The following is a 15548-nucleotide window of genomic DNA, read 5'->3' as shown; positions in this document are numbered from 1 at the left end:
ATTCATTCATCCTTCATATCACGATCAATAAATTCTAGGATTCTTGTAGCTACTTCCCTTTTTGAAGCTAAAGAAACCTCATCTTGCTGCATAGCTTTATTTACATAGGTCACCATGTTGGTATCACCTTCAAAGCCCGCCCCGTCAGCAGAAACATCATTTACAACAATGGCATCCAATTGCTTCTGTATTAATTTTTTCTCTCCATACTCAAGTGGGTTATTTGTTTCTGCAGCAAATCCTACTAAAAATTGATTTGTCTTCACTTCACCAAGTGACTTCAGAATATCTTTGGTGCGCTCCATTTCAATTTCCCAATTCCCATCCTGTTTTTTTACTTTTTGATCATGTACAAGCTTTGGCCTGTAATCTGCTACTGCAGCAGCTTTTATTACAATATTCTGGTTTTCAAAATGAGCGTGCATCGCTTCATACATTTCTTCAGCGGTCAATACGTTAATGCGTTTAATATTTGGGTGTGTAACACTTTCAGAAACCGGACCTGATACAAGTGTCACTTCAGCACCTAATTCCGCAGCAACTTCAGCGAGTGCATAGCCCATTTTCCCTGAAGATCGGTTAGTAAAAAAACGGACAGGGTCAACTTTCTCTCTTGTTGGACCAGCCGATATAAGCACCCTTTTTCCAGCAAGCTTTTGTTCTTTGCGCTGATGATGTTCAACTGCTTGGATAATACTTTCAGGCTCTTCTAACCGTCCCTTTCCAACATAGCCACAGGCTAAATAACCTGCGCCAGGTTCAATAAAATGGTAGCCCCAATCCGCAAGCTGCTTCATATTTTGAATAACTGCTGAATGTGCATACATATGAACATTCATTGCAGGGGCAATGTAAACATCAGCTTCAGTCGCCAATAATGTTGTTGATAACATATCATCCGCAATGCCATTTGCTAATTTACCGATTATATTTGCAGTTGCTGGTGCAATAATAGCAATATCAGCCCAATCTGCAATATCGATATGAGCGATTTTCTTTGGGTTTTTTTCATCAAATGTATCAATATATACTGGATTTCTTGATAACGCCTGAAACGTAAGCGGCGAAACAAATTTAGTTGCACTTTCTGTCATCATGACTTTCACATTTGCGCCTTTTTGTGTTAACTTACTGGCTAGCGCACATGCTTTATATACAGCAATTCCACCAGAAACCCCGAGTAGAATATTCTTCTGATTAACCATTTATTTTACCCCTTTCGAACCTAGTAACTGATTGAAAAAATGTCTAAAGCTTTGCAGAATCAGACACGGAGAATTCTGCGGGATACGTGGCCAAAGTGAGACTTCGTAGAACGATAGTTCAAGAAGTCTCACGGGTCACCCCGCAGCGGTATACGCACACTTAATCCATAATTGCAATAGTCCGCAATTTCTTGCAAACGTGATGATATGTATACACTACTTATATAAATTTGTTTATGGAAACTGCTCTCCTTTAGTTCATTCGCTTTTGTGTCAATTAGGGAGCAGCATATCATGTGCCTCTCTGACGCTCTTTCGACTTATTGCTACAAATATTGCATTAGTTTAGTTATAACATATCGCTTTACATATATCTTGTAAAAAGCTACTTAAAAATGTCATCATGACAACAATACCCTCCGCAAGAAAAAGCGGAGGGTATTGTTAATTATTTATTATCTTCCGCCAAATATAATTTTTCAGCGGCAATTTCTTCTAATGCCATTCCAACATACTTATGAGATTTTGGCTTTTCAATCATTACATCCTTTGTATCACTCAACTCTCTTGCCCGTCTTGCTGACAAAGTAACGAGTGTATATTTAGACTTAATTTTTTCTTGCAATGCATCAATTGATGGTTCTAACATCATTTTAACTCATCCTCCAATATTTTTTTATACTGCTTGGCAACTCGTTCCCGTTTCAAATGCTCACTTTTTATAATTGCTTTAACCTTGTCTACCGCATGCTCAACACGGTCATTTACAACAACATAATCATAAGCATCCATCATTTCAATTTCCTTGCGGGCTTCCTTCAACCGATTGATCACTAATTCCTGTGATTCCGTTCCGCGATTCACTATACGATTTTTAAGTTCTTCCAGGCTTGGTGGGAAAAGGAAAATAAATACGCCTTCAGGAAAGTTCTCCTTTACCTGCAAGGCACCTTGTACTTCTATTTCCAAAAAGACATCCTGTCCTTTGGCTAACGTTTCTTCTACATATTTACGTGGAGTTCCATAATAATTACTTACATATTTCGCATATTCTAATAGCTGATTTTCTTCAATCAGCTTCTCGAATTCTTCAACAGATTTATAGAAGTAGTCTACCCCGTCCACTTCACCTGGACGTATATTTCTTGTTGTCATCGAAATGGAATATTGCAATTTCGATGCTTCTTCAAATAACTTTTTCCTTACTGTTCCTTTACCAACACCGGAAGGGCCAGAAAGAATAAATAAAATTCCTTTCTCTTCAATCAACATAGTACCTCCTAAAGCTCAGGTAGAATAGATGGATTATCTATTCGTCTGAAATTTCTTCATTGCTAATCACCCGTTGTCCAACTGTCTCCGGTTGAACAGCAGAGAGAACGACGTGATCACTATCTGTTATAATCACAGCACGAGTTCGTCTTCCATATGTAGCATCTACTAATTTATTATTTTCTCTAGCCACTGTAATAATCCGTTTTATCGGCGCAGATTCAGGTGATACGATCGAAATAATTCGATTTGCCGACACCACATTTCCGAAACCGATATTAATTAAACTCAAGCTCAACTGACTTCCCCCTTGCAAAAGTTCTTAGAAAACTTGGCATTCACTATTACGTTAGGTGATTGCCTTAGTTGCACTTATGCAAATAAGAAAGTTTTAGACTTACTTATCTGCCAACAAATTTCGCTTTGTCTTTTTAATATATTTTATTCACAAACCGTAAAAAATCTATATTCAATCTTATTATCAAGGCAAGATTATCTATATTATACTTTATCCCCGTAGAAATTTACACTAAAAAGTTAAATAGCCTATGTTTAATTACTTATTTTTAAGTAATAAAGTAGGTCAGAAGCAATTTTTAAAGGTAGTTTGAATATGGTCATACGTTATACATTCGCAGTGGTTTCTTTGACAAGGTCTTGATTATTCTAAATTCTGCACTTGCTCTTTCATTTTTTCAATTAAACTTTTAAGCGAAACGTTCCACTCACTGATTGTAACATCAGTTGACTTTGAACCTATTGTATTTGCTTCTCGATGCATCTCCTGGATAATAAAATCAAGCCTTCTTCCTGATGCTTCAGGACTATTCATTGTTTTCTCAAAATGTTCGATATGACCTAACAGTCTCGTTATTTCTTCCGTAATGTCTCCTTTTTCTGCAAGCAAGACAATTTCCTGATAGAATTTCCCATCTTTTGAAACTTCGTCCCCTAGATAAGCACGAATTCGTTCCATAATTCTTTCTTGATATTCCTTGCGAACGATATCTCTTTTTTCACGCAGTCGTAACACCGTTTTATGAATTTCTTGGAGTCTTTGCGCCAAATCACTTGTTAAGTATTTTCCTTCCTCTTGGCGCATGCGAAAAACTTGCTCACATGCTTCTAATGTTCCTTCTATAATTAGCTGATGGGCGTGTTCCAATGAATCGCCAGTCTCTTTAATTTGAAAAAATTCTTGCTTAGATGATAAAAATGCTAAGGAAATTTTTTCATCTAAATAATATTTTTGCTTTGCCTCGTTTAAATGGTTCACATACTGGTCAATTAATTCCCAATCTGCTTCTAACGTCCGATTAGCAAACCCATCTCCTTCAATGTTAATATAAACATCTATTCGTCCGCGATTAAACTGAGTTTGAACAGTTTTTTTCAGTTTATCTTCCAAAAATAAAAATGTACGCGGCAGTTTGATTGCTATATCTAGAAAGCGATGGTTCACACTTCGAATTTCAATCGTAACCATCGTATTTTCGATATGTAATACTTTTCTTCCATAACCGGTCATACTTAACGGCATGTCAATCACATCCATCCTTCATTATACGTTAATCCCTAGAATTATAAACCTATTATACCATCCAAACCAACAAGCTTCCTTAATTTTACATTACATAATATATAAACTACGAACTAATGTGAAATGATGAATTGTACCCGCTACAGAAACACACTTCGCTAGTACTGGTTCACTGGCTAATACTAACAAAGTTTATCAAAATAAAATGTTGCTCTAACCAGTCCAGGTGAGCGTAGGGCGGTGACTCCTCGAAAATAAAAACCAATTTTCTTCGTGCGATGTAAATGCTGACGAAGCATTCCTTGTCCTGTGGGAATAGCACGTGTCTGAAGACTCGCAGGAAGTGTTTTTCTTACGGATAGGTTGAAGCCGTGCCCACGGAAAGCATCCGCCCGGAGAGATCCGGACGGCAACTATTGCTCAGATTAAGCAAATATTCATTAATCGGCAGTTTCTTTCAAATACGATCCAAAAAAGGCAAGGAAAAGCCCGAGAATGTGAGTTTAACACATTCTCGGGCAGTTTAGTGTTCTTATTTTTTTGTGAAGCCAAATAGTACGGTCGGGATTGCGCTCAAGCCAATAATCAGCAGCCAATCTCTTAGTGATAAACTGACCGTATGGAAAATCGGCTGTAATGGCGGCCAATAAATAACAACTAATAAAAGGAGCAAGGATGAAATCACTGCAAAAACCAGATATATGTTCTCAAAAGGATTTCGGGCAAATACGGAATGCTCACTCCGGCAATCAAACACATGAATTAACTGTGCCATAACTAGCGTTGAAAAAGCAGTTGTTTGAGCAAATATTAAGTTATCCGGGTTATTTTGATACGTAATCATAAATCCAATTAAAGTAACAATCCCAATCAAAATCCCTCTGCTAATAATTTTATAGCCCAGGCCTCTTGAAAAAATCCCCTCCCTCGGATTCCTGGGCGAACGTTTCATTACATCTTCCTCGGCTTTATCAAGCCCAAGTGCCATTGCTGGAAGACCATCTGTAACTAAGTTCACCCAAAGAATTTGAACTGGAATAAGCGGTAAAGGCATCGCAAGCAACATTGCAAACAGCATAACAAGTATCTCGCCTACGTTGGATGCAAGTAAATATCGAATGAATTTCCGAATATTTTCATAAATATTTCTGCCTTCCTGAATAGCAGACTTGATTGTAGCAAAGTTATCATCCATTAAGATCAGCGATGACGCTTCCTTTGTTACGTCAGTGCCTGTAACACCCATGCTAATCCCGATATCACTTGCTTTAATGGCTGGTGCATCATTAACTCCATCTCCAGTCATTGCAACAATGTGTCCTTTTTCCTGAAAAGCTTTCACAATCTTTAATTTATGCTCTGGTGTAACTCGTGCAAACACATACGTATCTTCAATTACGTTACTTAGCTCTTCAGATGACATTCGGTTAAGCTGCTGCCCTTCCAGGACAAGACCATTTGGTGGAAGCAGCTGCAAATTTTCAGCAATTGCTCTTGCTGTATTGACATGATCTCCTGTAATCATAACTGTTTTAATTCCAGCTTCCTTACACTCCCTGATGGCGGACTTTACTTCTTTCCTCGGAGGATCCATTAGCCCATATAATCCAATAAGTGTCAATTCATCTTCCAATAGAGCTGAATCTAGTGATACATTACTTGAAAGAGATCTCATACCAATGGCTATTGTTCGTAAAGCTTTATTCGCCATTTCATTTATTGCATCCTCGATCAGTGCTTTATTTTCCTTGTTTAATAGCTTTCGATTATCTTTGTCCATATAAAAAGCTGATCTAGGCAGAAGTACATCTGGGGCACCTTTCGTTATTAAAAAACGCATTTGATTTTCATCTTCTACTACAATACTCATTCGTTTACGGTCTGAATCAAATGGAAACTCTTTAATAATCCGGAACTTTTTGCTAAGCTCTTCTGACAGCCCTAACTTCTTTGCTGCAACTAGCAGCGCGCCATCTGTCGGATCTCCATCAATAAAATTTTTCCCCTTTTTAACGACTATTGATGCATTATTACAAAGCATTCCATATGAAAGCATTGTTTCTAAATTGGGAAATGAGCGTTTTATTTTCTCTCTGTTATGGAAAAAATCACCTTGTGTCTGGTAGCCATCACCTGAAACATATAGGTATTTCCCATTCAGAAAAATTTCTTTTACCGTCATTTGGTTTTCGGTCATTGTTCCCGTTTTATCTGAGCAAATAACAGATGCGCATCCAAGTGTTTCTACAGCAGATAACTTTCTTACGAGTGCTTTTTTACGAATCATACGTTGTACACCAAGTGACAATGCGACTGTCACAATTGCTGGCAAGCCCTCTGGAATCGCAGCAACAGCCAACGAAACCCCAGCTAGAAACATCTCATACATTGGATGGCCTTGTACTACTCCAAGTCCTACTACAAGTATTGTAAGGAATAAAGCAACAATGATTAATATCTTTCCGAGTTCTGCTAGTTTCAACTCCAGTGGTGTAATCATCTTTTTCGTATTCGCCATTAGGGATGCAATTTGACCCATCACCGTGTTCATTCCAGTTCCAACAACAATGCCTATACCTGATCCTCTTGTAACAAGAGTACCCATAAAGCCCATATTCACTTGATCCTGTACATCAAGTCCATCCTTAGTAATTGCTGTTGCATGCTTAGCAACGGGAAGAGACTCCCCTGTCAGGGCGGATTCCTCTGTTTCCATCCCATTTGATCGAATAATACGAAGATCAGCAGGAATACGGTCCCCGCTATTCACCCTGACAATATCCCCCACAACCACCTCTCTTGATGATATCTTCTCCCAGCTCTCGTTTCGCAGCACATTTGCCATTGGGGCCGATAACTCTTTTAGTTTTTCCAATGAGTTTTCTGCTTTTTGTTCCTGGAAAAAACCGATAAAACCATTAACCAATACGATGACCATAATCGCAATAGCATCAACAAATTCTCCAAGCAATCCAGCTATCAGTGTAGCAGCGAGTAAAACAAGGACCATAAAATCCTGAAATTGCTTTAAGAAGATCAACCATTTGGATGTATTTTTCTTTGCTTCCAGAATATTTTCACCATATTGCTTTCTTCGCTCATTTGCCTGATTTCCTGATAATCCTCTGTCCGCTGATACATGAAGCTTCTTCTCTACCTTTTCTGCATCTAACTGATACCAATTCATCTGCATTCCTCCGGCATTTAAATAGTACAAGCTATTTCCATATCTATGCATACTTGTCCGAAAAAATGCTATAATTGCTGGAAGAGGTGATGATATGGCATTCGATGGAATCGTAACACGAGCAGCAACGAAAGAATTACAAGAAAAACTAGTACATGGAAAAATCAATAAAATATATCAGCCAACACAGACAGAATTAGTATTTACAATAAGAAGTCAGGGAAAAAACCACAGTCTGTTGTTTTCCGTACATCCTACTTACGCAAGGTTGCATTTAACAGAAGATACATACACGAATCCAAAGGAACCACCTATGTTCTGTATGGTATTAAGAAAGCACCTTTCAGGAGCCATTGTTGAAGCAATCGAACAGTTTCGCATGGAGCGGATTGTGACCTTTACGTTAAAAACACGGAATGAAATCGGGGATATCAGTCATAAATTGCTTATTGCGGAAACGATGGGAAAGCATAGTAATGTGATGATTGTTGATAAAGAAAAAGGACATATTATTGACAGCATCAAGCATGTTTCCATGGCACAAAATCGCCATCGTACCATTCTGCCAGGGCAAATCTATAAGCTTCCACCTTCCCAAAACAAATTAAACCCGCTTGAAATGAATGGAGAACAGCTATTACGAAAATTAGATTTCAATGCTGGGAAAATTGATCAGCAAATGGTTGGGATTGTGGAAGGGTTTTCCCCTCTTATAGCAAAAGAAATTGTCACACGCGCGCATTTCGGACCCAATGAAGTTTATATGGAGAAGTTTGCCGAAGTACAGCAGCGATTAGTTGATCATAAATATACACCGACAATCTACCGGGCAGGCAAAGAAGACTTTCATGTCATTCCAATCTCAACCTTCAATGGTGAGACGATTAGATTTCAATCTGTTAATGAGATGTTGGATGCATTCTATTCCGGAAAAGCAGAACGCGATCGTGTCAAACAGCAAGCAAAGGACTTATATCGTTTTATAAAAAATGAAAAGAGCAAGAATGAACGAAAGTTAAAAAAGCACCAGCAAACAATTAAAAAAGCAGAAAAAGCGGAACACTTTCAAAAAATGGGAGAATTGCTTACCGCACATATGCACCTTGTTAAACAAGGAGATGTAAGCATCAATGTAGTTGATTACTATGATCCAGATCAAAAAGAGATAACAATTGAGCTCAATCCAAATAAATCACCAAGCGAAAATGCTCAAAGCTTTTATAAAACATACCAAAAGCTCAAAAATTCAAAACGGATGGTAGAAAAAGAAATCATTCGCACAGAAGAAGAAGTAAATTACTTTGATCAATTATTACAGCAAATTGATGTTGCAAGCGTCGAAGATATTGAAGGAATTCGTGAAGAACTGCGCGAAGAAGGTTATTTAAAAAAGCAAAAAATTAACCAAAAGCATAAAAATAAACCTAAAAAACCTGAACCCGAAAATTATATGGCATCAGATGGCACTGTTATTATGGTCGGTAAAAACAATAAGCAAAATGAATATGCTACCATGAAGCTTGCCCATCGCGATGACACGTGGCTGCATACGAAAGATATTCCAGGTTCCCATGTTATCATTCGAGCAAAGGAATTTAGTGAGCAGACCCTTATAGAAGCTGCTGAGCTAGCTGCCTATTTCAGTAAGTCCCAGAATTCTTCCTCTGTTCCAGTAGACTATACAAAAATAAGACATGTTAAAAAACCAAATGGAGCGAAGCCTGGATATGTGACGTACGATAACCAAAAAACAATCTATGTCACACCATCAAAGGAAACTGTCGATAAATTAAGGAAATAAACAAAAGCATAAAGGGCACCTAAATAAGTTAAATTGCCACAGATTGATAGCATAACCACCGGTTGCAGCTATTGATATTGATAAACAGCTGGGAGTATTTGAACTCAATGCTCTCAGCTGTTTTGGAGGTGAGAAATTATGTTAAAAAAACGATTTTCTGCTTTCATAACGGATAGCATTTTAACTGCCTTTTTGTGTGCTGGTCTGTCTCTGCTATCATTAATTACTATGGGGATTACTGGACTCCTTTTTCTTCCATGGGTAATAAGTGCTCCGGATACAGTAAATCCAATTCTATCTAGAATTGGAGATATTGTTTTAGTTGCAGGTGTAATTATTTATATAAAAATGCTTTCGAAAACACCCCAGCAAACACGTGGCTACAAGGCATATCAACTAAAAGTTATAGAAACAGATGAAATACGATTATTAATGAGATGGTTTATTCGAAAAGGAATTTTTGGACTAATGATTTTTGCAGCTGCATATTGTTGGTTCAACAATATTAACCTAGTTTACCTGTCGTTTATTTTGTACCCTTATGCAGCGTACATAATTGGAAATGGAGGTATACTTATTTACACAAAAGGAAAGAAAAATTTAACGGATATGTGGCTTGGGTCAAAAGTAATTAAAACAAATGAAGAACCTGAGGTAATTAGTATAATTAATAGAAAGGGTTCCTAATTCTGTCGTGCTGTTACTAGGTTATCTATTTTTTATTTAAATCAGGTTATTCTGGCATCTGAATATCTCATTTTGTTTTTATAATATTATAGTTATTGTACATAGAAAAAAACAATGTCAATTTGACTTTCAATTGCACTGTTAATTTTAAAGCAAACATCGTTATATTTAACACAAAGAGGACCTCTATTAAGAGATCCTGTTCTATTTCCTTATTTAATTAAAGCACCGAATTGTTAAACAGAAGTAAGGATCAACCAATAAATTGCCTTAATAGCTGATTAAACTTGTCGCGTTCTTCCCAAAAAAGGCCATGCCCGCTGTAATGAAACGGAAAAAGCTGTGAATTTTTTATTTGTTGATTTAATTCTTGAGCTTGTGTAAATGGAATAACCTTATCGTGAACACCGTGAACTATCAAGGTAGGGACACTTATTTTGGGCAAATCTGCATAAAGCTTCTCATCTCTTAGTGTAATTATGATTGCTGCGGTTGACCAACCTGCTGCTTGTAAGCCTAATTGAAAAAACCAATCAGAGAATGGGCTTGTTATATATTGAAAGAAAAAATTCTCTGTCACTTCACGCATCATCTTAGGACGGTCATTTAACGCTTGAGTAAGAAATTTAGCTGCTGTTTCTGCAGAGAAGCCTATGGGAGCTGCAGCGTCTATTAAGACAAGGTTGGATACTCCGTAACCATTATGTCGGGACATATACCGAATTGCAATTGCTCCACCTGTAGAGTGACCTACAAGAGTGAAATTATCTAATTTAAGGGCATCAACTATTGCACGAATATCATCAGCCAATCGGTCAAAATTGTATCCACCTATTGGCTTATCCGACTTTCCAAATCCTCTCCAGTCAATTCCGATACAACGGTACCCCATAAAGGGAAGAACATCAAATTGATATTCAAACTGTTTATGGCTTAACGGCCAACCATGTAAGAAAACGATCGTTTTACTGCCCTCGGGATTTACATCTTCTACATTTAATTTTACACCTGATTCTACAGTAACAAAGTATCCCACACCAATTCCCCCTAAATGACTTTATCAATAAGATATTCATTTAAACAGACATAGGTGAATACCTATTACTCATTCACTCGGTAAAAATGGATGGTGCTAACTCAACTGATCAGGTTGTTAAAAATAACACCGTATTGATGATCTCCTTGTCGTGTTAAAGCACCAGTTCGTGAAATAAGATAAAGATCATTCATCTTTATTGAACTATTCTTCATTATTCTTCTGCAGATATTCCACCTAAATCCAGAAAATCTATAATTGCATCATTTGATTGAGCAAAGGCAAATAGGTTAATATGTCACGTATAAATCTCCACGAGTACATTGGAACAATATTTAAAATATGGTATGCGGATTTAAGTTACTTTTTCTCTGCTAATGGCTCTGCGACGGTCTTGTATAACCATCAGGATGACAAATCCCATCATCACTCCTAAAACACTACCTAGCTCCGTAGTAACCACATGCGCTAGAGAGGACTCCAGTATAGGTTGTGCATCGGGGCGAGACGAGGAAAGTTGGTTGAAGAGATTAAATGAGAACAGCATACCGGATGAGACCCATGCTGCTGCCATGGGAGGATAAAAATTCTTCGTCCCACGGCGTGTAGCCAGAACCAATACTCCCCAAGCTCCCGCAAATGCCCATACTCCTGTACTAAGCGATAATAGATGCCACCATAAATCGCGGTTATCTGCCAGACTAGGATTAATTCCAATTGTTCCACCAGCCGACCAATATATTTTAATTATTCCTAATAAAACACAGCCTGTCGCAACAAGCCGGGCTATAGAAATTTGAAGATATTGGCTGTTACCTGGAAGTGACTCCATTTGTAATGGACCGATCATTGCCTCTGGCCAGCGTTTTCTAACGTAGCCTGCTACGGCGAAAGGCAGGCAGATACCGACACCAACCAGTGAAATCATTACCAAAACCTGCTCCACTATCCAAACATCAGCTGATCCTATTTGCTGATCACGCATCATAGCAGCAGGGCCAAGAATCGGTGCTAATAATACCATTGGGACGAGCAATCCAGTACCTATCCAGACAGGTAAAGCAACTAACCAAGCGGGCAGCTTTTCTCCCCATTTCATATTAAATGCCAAAGCTAATAGGATACCCACTAAAGCAAGAACCATGGTCACGGCATTTGCAATTCTCCAACTTGAGTCACCCATTTGTTCGGTTGGCATGAAGAATCCGAAGGTCCAAGCAATTTTTATTATCAGATAAGGTGTTACTGCTATTGCCGAGGCATATCCCCAATAATTTTTACGCTTTTTCATTGGCTTTTTCTTTTTTATTGACACGAGAATACCCCAACAGTCTGCCCTCGTCGGTTGAAAAAATCCACCACTATCATGCTTCGAAAATTTTCAATAAAACTTATTTCGTCTTGATTTTGTGTCACAAAATTAGATTTATAAGCCATTTTAGTCCTCCTTCATTCTTTTTCCTCTGACTGCACTTTCAGCTCAATATAACTGTATTTCAATTTTAACATAATATTCGAAAAAATATTTGGCCTTAAAATTAGAAAAAAACGATCATCGGAAGTGATCATCTTGCTCAACTATTGCTCCAATTCGTAACAAATCTCTTGGAAAATTATTTATTTGTAATCATTATTTCTTCCATTTATAAGGGTATTTCGAACATTTATGTAATAAAATAAACAAGAACATCATAAAACATACTCCTAAATTATCAACCCACTTAACCTCTTTATCAAAAATTAACTGGCAAATAATTGATAGTGTAACCCATCGTTTATTCAGCCTATTATTTAAAATTGCTACACCACTAATAAAATAGCAAACTTGTTCGTATAGGTAGCAATTTCTTATTGTAGTATTCTGCCATTATTTTAAGTACATTGTTTCATAAAGTTATCTTACCGTATATTTGTAATTTAAACATTAATAGCAAACAAACGTCGTCAGTTTAGACGACGTTTGTTTGCTATATTAACGGTCCATTTTAATGTCATTTCAGAGGTATTTTTTTTGAAAATGAACCTCATAATGTAACCCTTTAAGTTGCAGGAACCGCGTTGTTAATTCATTTATCTTTTATTGTTTATTGTTTTAACACCTATTACAGTACATTTAACAACACCAATTATACTACTTGTGGGTTTAATTTTACTTCAATATTTCCTCTTGTAGCTTTCGAATATGGACATGCTTGATGTGCTCGTTCTGCTAAATCATGGGCTTCCTCCGGGTTGACCCCTTCAATTTCAATATTCAGCGTTACACCAATTTTAAATCCATCATCTGTTTCATCCTTCATAAAACTTACTTCCGCTGTCGTTTCTGAATCAATTTTAAAATTTTGCTTAGACGCAACTAAATTTAATGCTCCATCATAGCAAGCTGCATAACCTGCGGCAAATAATTGTTCTGGATTTGAACCTTTCTTATCATCTTTATTAGTTGCAGGATTTACAAGTTCAAGATCGATTAAACCATCCTCTGATTTCACATGGCCATCCCGTCCATTTGTAGCGGTTGCTTTTGCAGTGAAAATTACATCACTCATTAACGTTCACTCCCATTTTCGTATTTATTAAACAATTCCTTTTTCATACAATTGTTAAACATAATACAGAATTAAAACTTTAACAATTAATAAAAATAATACTGCATTAAGCAAGAAAAGCCGTTTCCGTAAGTGCTGCTATAAATCTATCAACCTGTGGCAGTTTGCGGATTCCTTCCTGGTAGCAAAGCCACGTATACCGTGCTACAGTCTCTCCGTCTAATTCAAGTGGAATATGCGGATATGTATCCATCAATGAAGTGGAGACACTTTTCGGCAATACTGCCATCCCAATTCCCTGCTTCATAAATTGCTTGCACGTTTCAATTTGATCTACGGTCATTGTTTTCAATGGTTTAATTTGATCTTGATGATGATAAAGCCAATTATCAACTAGTTCATGCATACTGTCATCACTTTTAAAGGATATAAGCGGACGTTCCTTTACTTGATTATCGGGGAATGGCTCTGTGTCAAACATATACAGTGGATCATCAAATAGACGTATTGAGGTTGTCTCCTTTAACTTCTCTCCCCGAATGATACAAACATGATATTTTTTATGATCTCTTTTTATATCCTCACTGATTCCTGTTACAAGATCAATCGCCACTTTTGGATACGCTGCAGTGAATTTTCCTAGAATTGCTGGTAGAAATCGTTGGCTTATCAAGGAAGAACAAGCAATTGATAATGTTCCTTGAATATCTTTACCTGCTTCTGATAATTTATTTTTTAACTCTCTCTCTCGTTCAACTACTTGTTTGGCATGCTCTAAAATAATTTCCCCACTTGGAGTTGGCATCAGTCGTTTTGACGTTCGTATAAAGATTAATTCACCAAGGTGCTCCTCGATAAATTTTAAACGTTGTGTCACAGCTGGCTGTGAAATAAGAATAAGCTTTGCTGTCCCTCTAATTGTACCAACCTCATTTAATTTCAATAGTAATTCATAGTCATCGATTTTCATTAGAATCCCCCTGATAACTTTTTATAATTACTAATGATTATATATCAGTATTTTACTTATCGCATGTATAAGCTTAAAATAAATGTAGGAATAATCGAATTTTTTATAAAAGGAGAGAGATAAAATGGAAGAAAAGAATAAAGTGATGGAAGTATTCAGTAAAAATAAAGAAGCATATGTATCGAGCAGCACACATGCTGGCGGTTCAGATTTAGAGCTTTTAAAGGAATGGTTAGAGTTAAAGCCACATATGGTGGTATTAGATATTGCTACAGGCGGTGGGCATGTAACAAAAACTATATCTCCATACGTAAAAACTGTATTCTCCACTGACATTACAAAGGAAATGCTGGAAAATACAGCTGAGTATTTAAGTGATTTAATAAATACGCATTTTATTATTGCTGATGCTGAAAATCTGCCATTTATTGATAATTACTTTGATATCGTTACCTGTCGTATTGCTGCACATCATTTTCCGGATGCAGAGAAATTCATTGATGAGGTTCAACGCGTGTTAAATCCGTCGGGAAAATTTCTTTTCATCGATAATATTGCAGCCGAAAATAAACACTACGACGAATTCATTAACACGCTTGAAAAGATGCGAGATAATAGCCACGTGCGTTCTCGAAAAATATCCGAATGGAAGCCGATGCTTGAAAAAAATAAGTTAATGCTGTTAAAAGAAACAAATCGAAAAAAGATTCTTCCATATGCTGAATGGGTACACCGTACTCTTGATTCTATCGACGAAATCGAAAATGTTTCCCACTATCTGATTAGCGCACCTGAAAGCACTCAGAATTATTATCAATTTAAATTCGATGCAAGAAGCGGTATACAATCCTTTGCAATTGATGAATGGATGGCTTTGTATGAAAAGTAATCCGTGAATTAGCCTAATAACAAAATAAATATTTCTTTATTTATATTTTATATAAACTACAAACTAATTGCTGGGCTATGAGTAAGCCCCACCGTCCGGGATCGCTCCAGGCGGATGCTTTCCGTGGGCAAGGCTTCAGACACGTGCTGTTCCCACTGGATTCACCGCCCTTCACTCACCCGGACTGGTTAGAATGAAGGATTCGTTTGTCATTGTATTGTGGAAGGTAGCAAAACAAATTAGCGTAGGAAGCATGCGTAGATTCCTACGGGAAACGTGGCCAGAGTGAAACTTCGCAGAACGATAGTTCAAGAAGCGTCAGGTCCCCCCAAGGTGCGCGAAGTATGCTTCCGGTGCGAGTATACGCACAATCCATAATTGACACTAGTCCTCAGCTTCTTTCCTATATACA

13 protein-coding genes are annotated in these 15548 nt (G+C 37.3%); 3 read left to right on the top strand and 10 right to left on the bottom strand.

Annotated elements, in window-relative coordinates; translation table 11 throughout:
* Nucleotides 1-2: 2 nt before the first annotated feature.
* The 6 genes from coaBC to NSQ77_RS18995 form a co-directional block, all read right to left on the bottom strand.
* Nucleotides 3-1205 carry a bifunctional phosphopantothenoylcysteine decarboxylase/phosphopantothenate--cysteine ligase CoaBC gene (coaBC, locus tag NSQ77_RS19020; RefSeq protein ID WP_339227644.1) on the bottom strand — a complete coding sequence of 401 codons (1203 nt, stop codon included), beginning with the start codon at nucleotides 1203-1205 and terminating at the stop codon, nucleotides 3-5.
* Nucleotides 1206-1653: 448 nt separating this feature from the next.
* Nucleotides 1654-1857, bottom strand: coding sequence for a DNA-directed RNA polymerase subunit omega (gene rpoZ / locus NSQ77_RS19015; RefSeq protein ID WP_339227643.1), 204 nt, complete (start codon nucleotides 1855-1857; stop codon nucleotides 1654-1656).
* On the bottom strand, nucleotides 1854-2474 hold the full coding sequence (gene gmk / locus NSQ77_RS19010; RefSeq protein ID WP_339227642.1) for a guanylate kinase: 621 nt from the start codon (nucleotides 2472-2474) through the stop codon (nucleotides 1854-1856). Before gmk ends, rpoZ begins: the two co-directional genes overlap by 4 nt.
* Nucleotides 2475-2514: 40 nt before the next feature.
* Nucleotides 2515-2775, bottom strand: coding sequence for a DUF370 domain-containing protein (locus NSQ77_RS19005; protein ID WP_339227641.1), 261 nt, complete (start codon nucleotides 2773-2775; stop codon nucleotides 2515-2517).
* 363 nt (nucleotides 2776-3138) lie between these two features.
* Nucleotides 3139-4017, bottom strand: coding sequence for a YicC/YloC family endoribonuclease (locus NSQ77_RS19000; RefSeq protein ID WP_339227640.1), 879 nt, complete (start codon nucleotides 4015-4017; stop codon nucleotides 3139-3141).
* A gap of 532 nt (nucleotides 4018-4549) precedes the next feature.
* On the bottom strand, nucleotides 4550-7204 hold the full coding sequence (locus NSQ77_RS18995; protein WP_339227639.1) for a calcium-translocating P-type ATPase, PMCA-type: 2655 nt from the start codon (nucleotides 7202-7204) through the stop codon (nucleotides 4550-4552).
* A 94-nt stretch (nucleotides 7205-7298) separates the two neighbouring features.
* On the opposite strand from NSQ77_RS18995, the gene NSQ77_RS18990 reads away from it, so the two are divergent.
* Both NSQ77_RS18990 and NSQ77_RS18985 read left to right on the top strand, forming a co-directional pair.
* Entirely contained in the window at nucleotides 7299-9005 is a 1707-nt protein-coding gene (locus NSQ77_RS18990; RefSeq protein WP_339227638.1) for an NFACT RNA binding domain-containing protein, read from the top strand.
* A 138-nt stretch (nucleotides 9006-9143) separates the two neighbouring features.
* The gene (locus tag NSQ77_RS18985) at nucleotides 9144-9692 is read left to right on the top strand and encodes a hypothetical protein (protein WP_339227637.1); all 549 of its coding nucleotides are present in this window, start codon (nucleotides 9144-9146) and stop codon (nucleotides 9690-9692) included.
* A gap of 253 nt (nucleotides 9693-9945) precedes the next feature.
* Here the strand turns inward: NSQ77_RS18985 and NSQ77_RS18980 are convergent, their stop codons facing one another.
* The 4 genes from NSQ77_RS18980 to NSQ77_RS18965 form a co-directional block, all read right to left on the bottom strand.
* Nucleotides 9946-10728, bottom strand: coding sequence for an alpha/beta hydrolase (locus NSQ77_RS18980; protein ID WP_339227636.1), 783 nt, complete (start codon nucleotides 10726-10728; stop codon nucleotides 9946-9948).
* 355 nt (nucleotides 10729-11083) lie between these two features.
* Nucleotides 11084-12019 (bottom strand): hypothetical protein, encoded by a 936-nt coding sequence (locus NSQ77_RS18975; protein ID WP_339231090.1) that lies wholly within the window; start codon nucleotides 12017-12019, stop codon nucleotides 11084-11086.
* Between the two features lie 835 nt (nucleotides 12020-12854).
* Nucleotides 12855-13277 carry an organic hydroperoxide resistance protein gene (locus tag NSQ77_RS18970; RefSeq protein ID WP_339227635.1) on the bottom strand — a complete coding sequence of 141 codons (423 nt, stop codon included), beginning with the start codon at nucleotides 13275-13277 and terminating at the stop codon, nucleotides 12855-12857.
* Nucleotides 13278-13383: 106 nt separating this feature from the next.
* Nucleotides 13384-14247 (bottom strand): LysR family transcriptional regulator, encoded by an 864-nt coding sequence (locus NSQ77_RS18965; protein ID WP_339227634.1) that lies wholly within the window; start codon nucleotides 14245-14247, stop codon nucleotides 13384-13386.
* Between the two features lie 124 nt (nucleotides 14248-14371).
* Between NSQ77_RS18965 and NSQ77_RS18960 the strand changes: the two genes are divergently transcribed.
* On the top strand, nucleotides 14372-15136 hold the full coding sequence (locus NSQ77_RS18960) for a class I SAM-dependent methyltransferase (protein WP_339227633.1): 765 nt from the start codon (nucleotides 14372-14374) through the stop codon (nucleotides 15134-15136).
* The last annotated feature ends 412 nt before the right edge of the window (nucleotides 15137-15548 follow it).

Source organism: Oceanobacillus sp. FSL K6-2867 (genome assembly GCF_037963145.1).
GTDB lineage: Bacteria > Bacillota > Bacilli > Bacillales > Amphibacillaceae > Oceanobacillus.
Note: the sequence above shows the minus strand (reverse complement) of the source record. Positions and strands in the feature narration are given on the sequence as shown.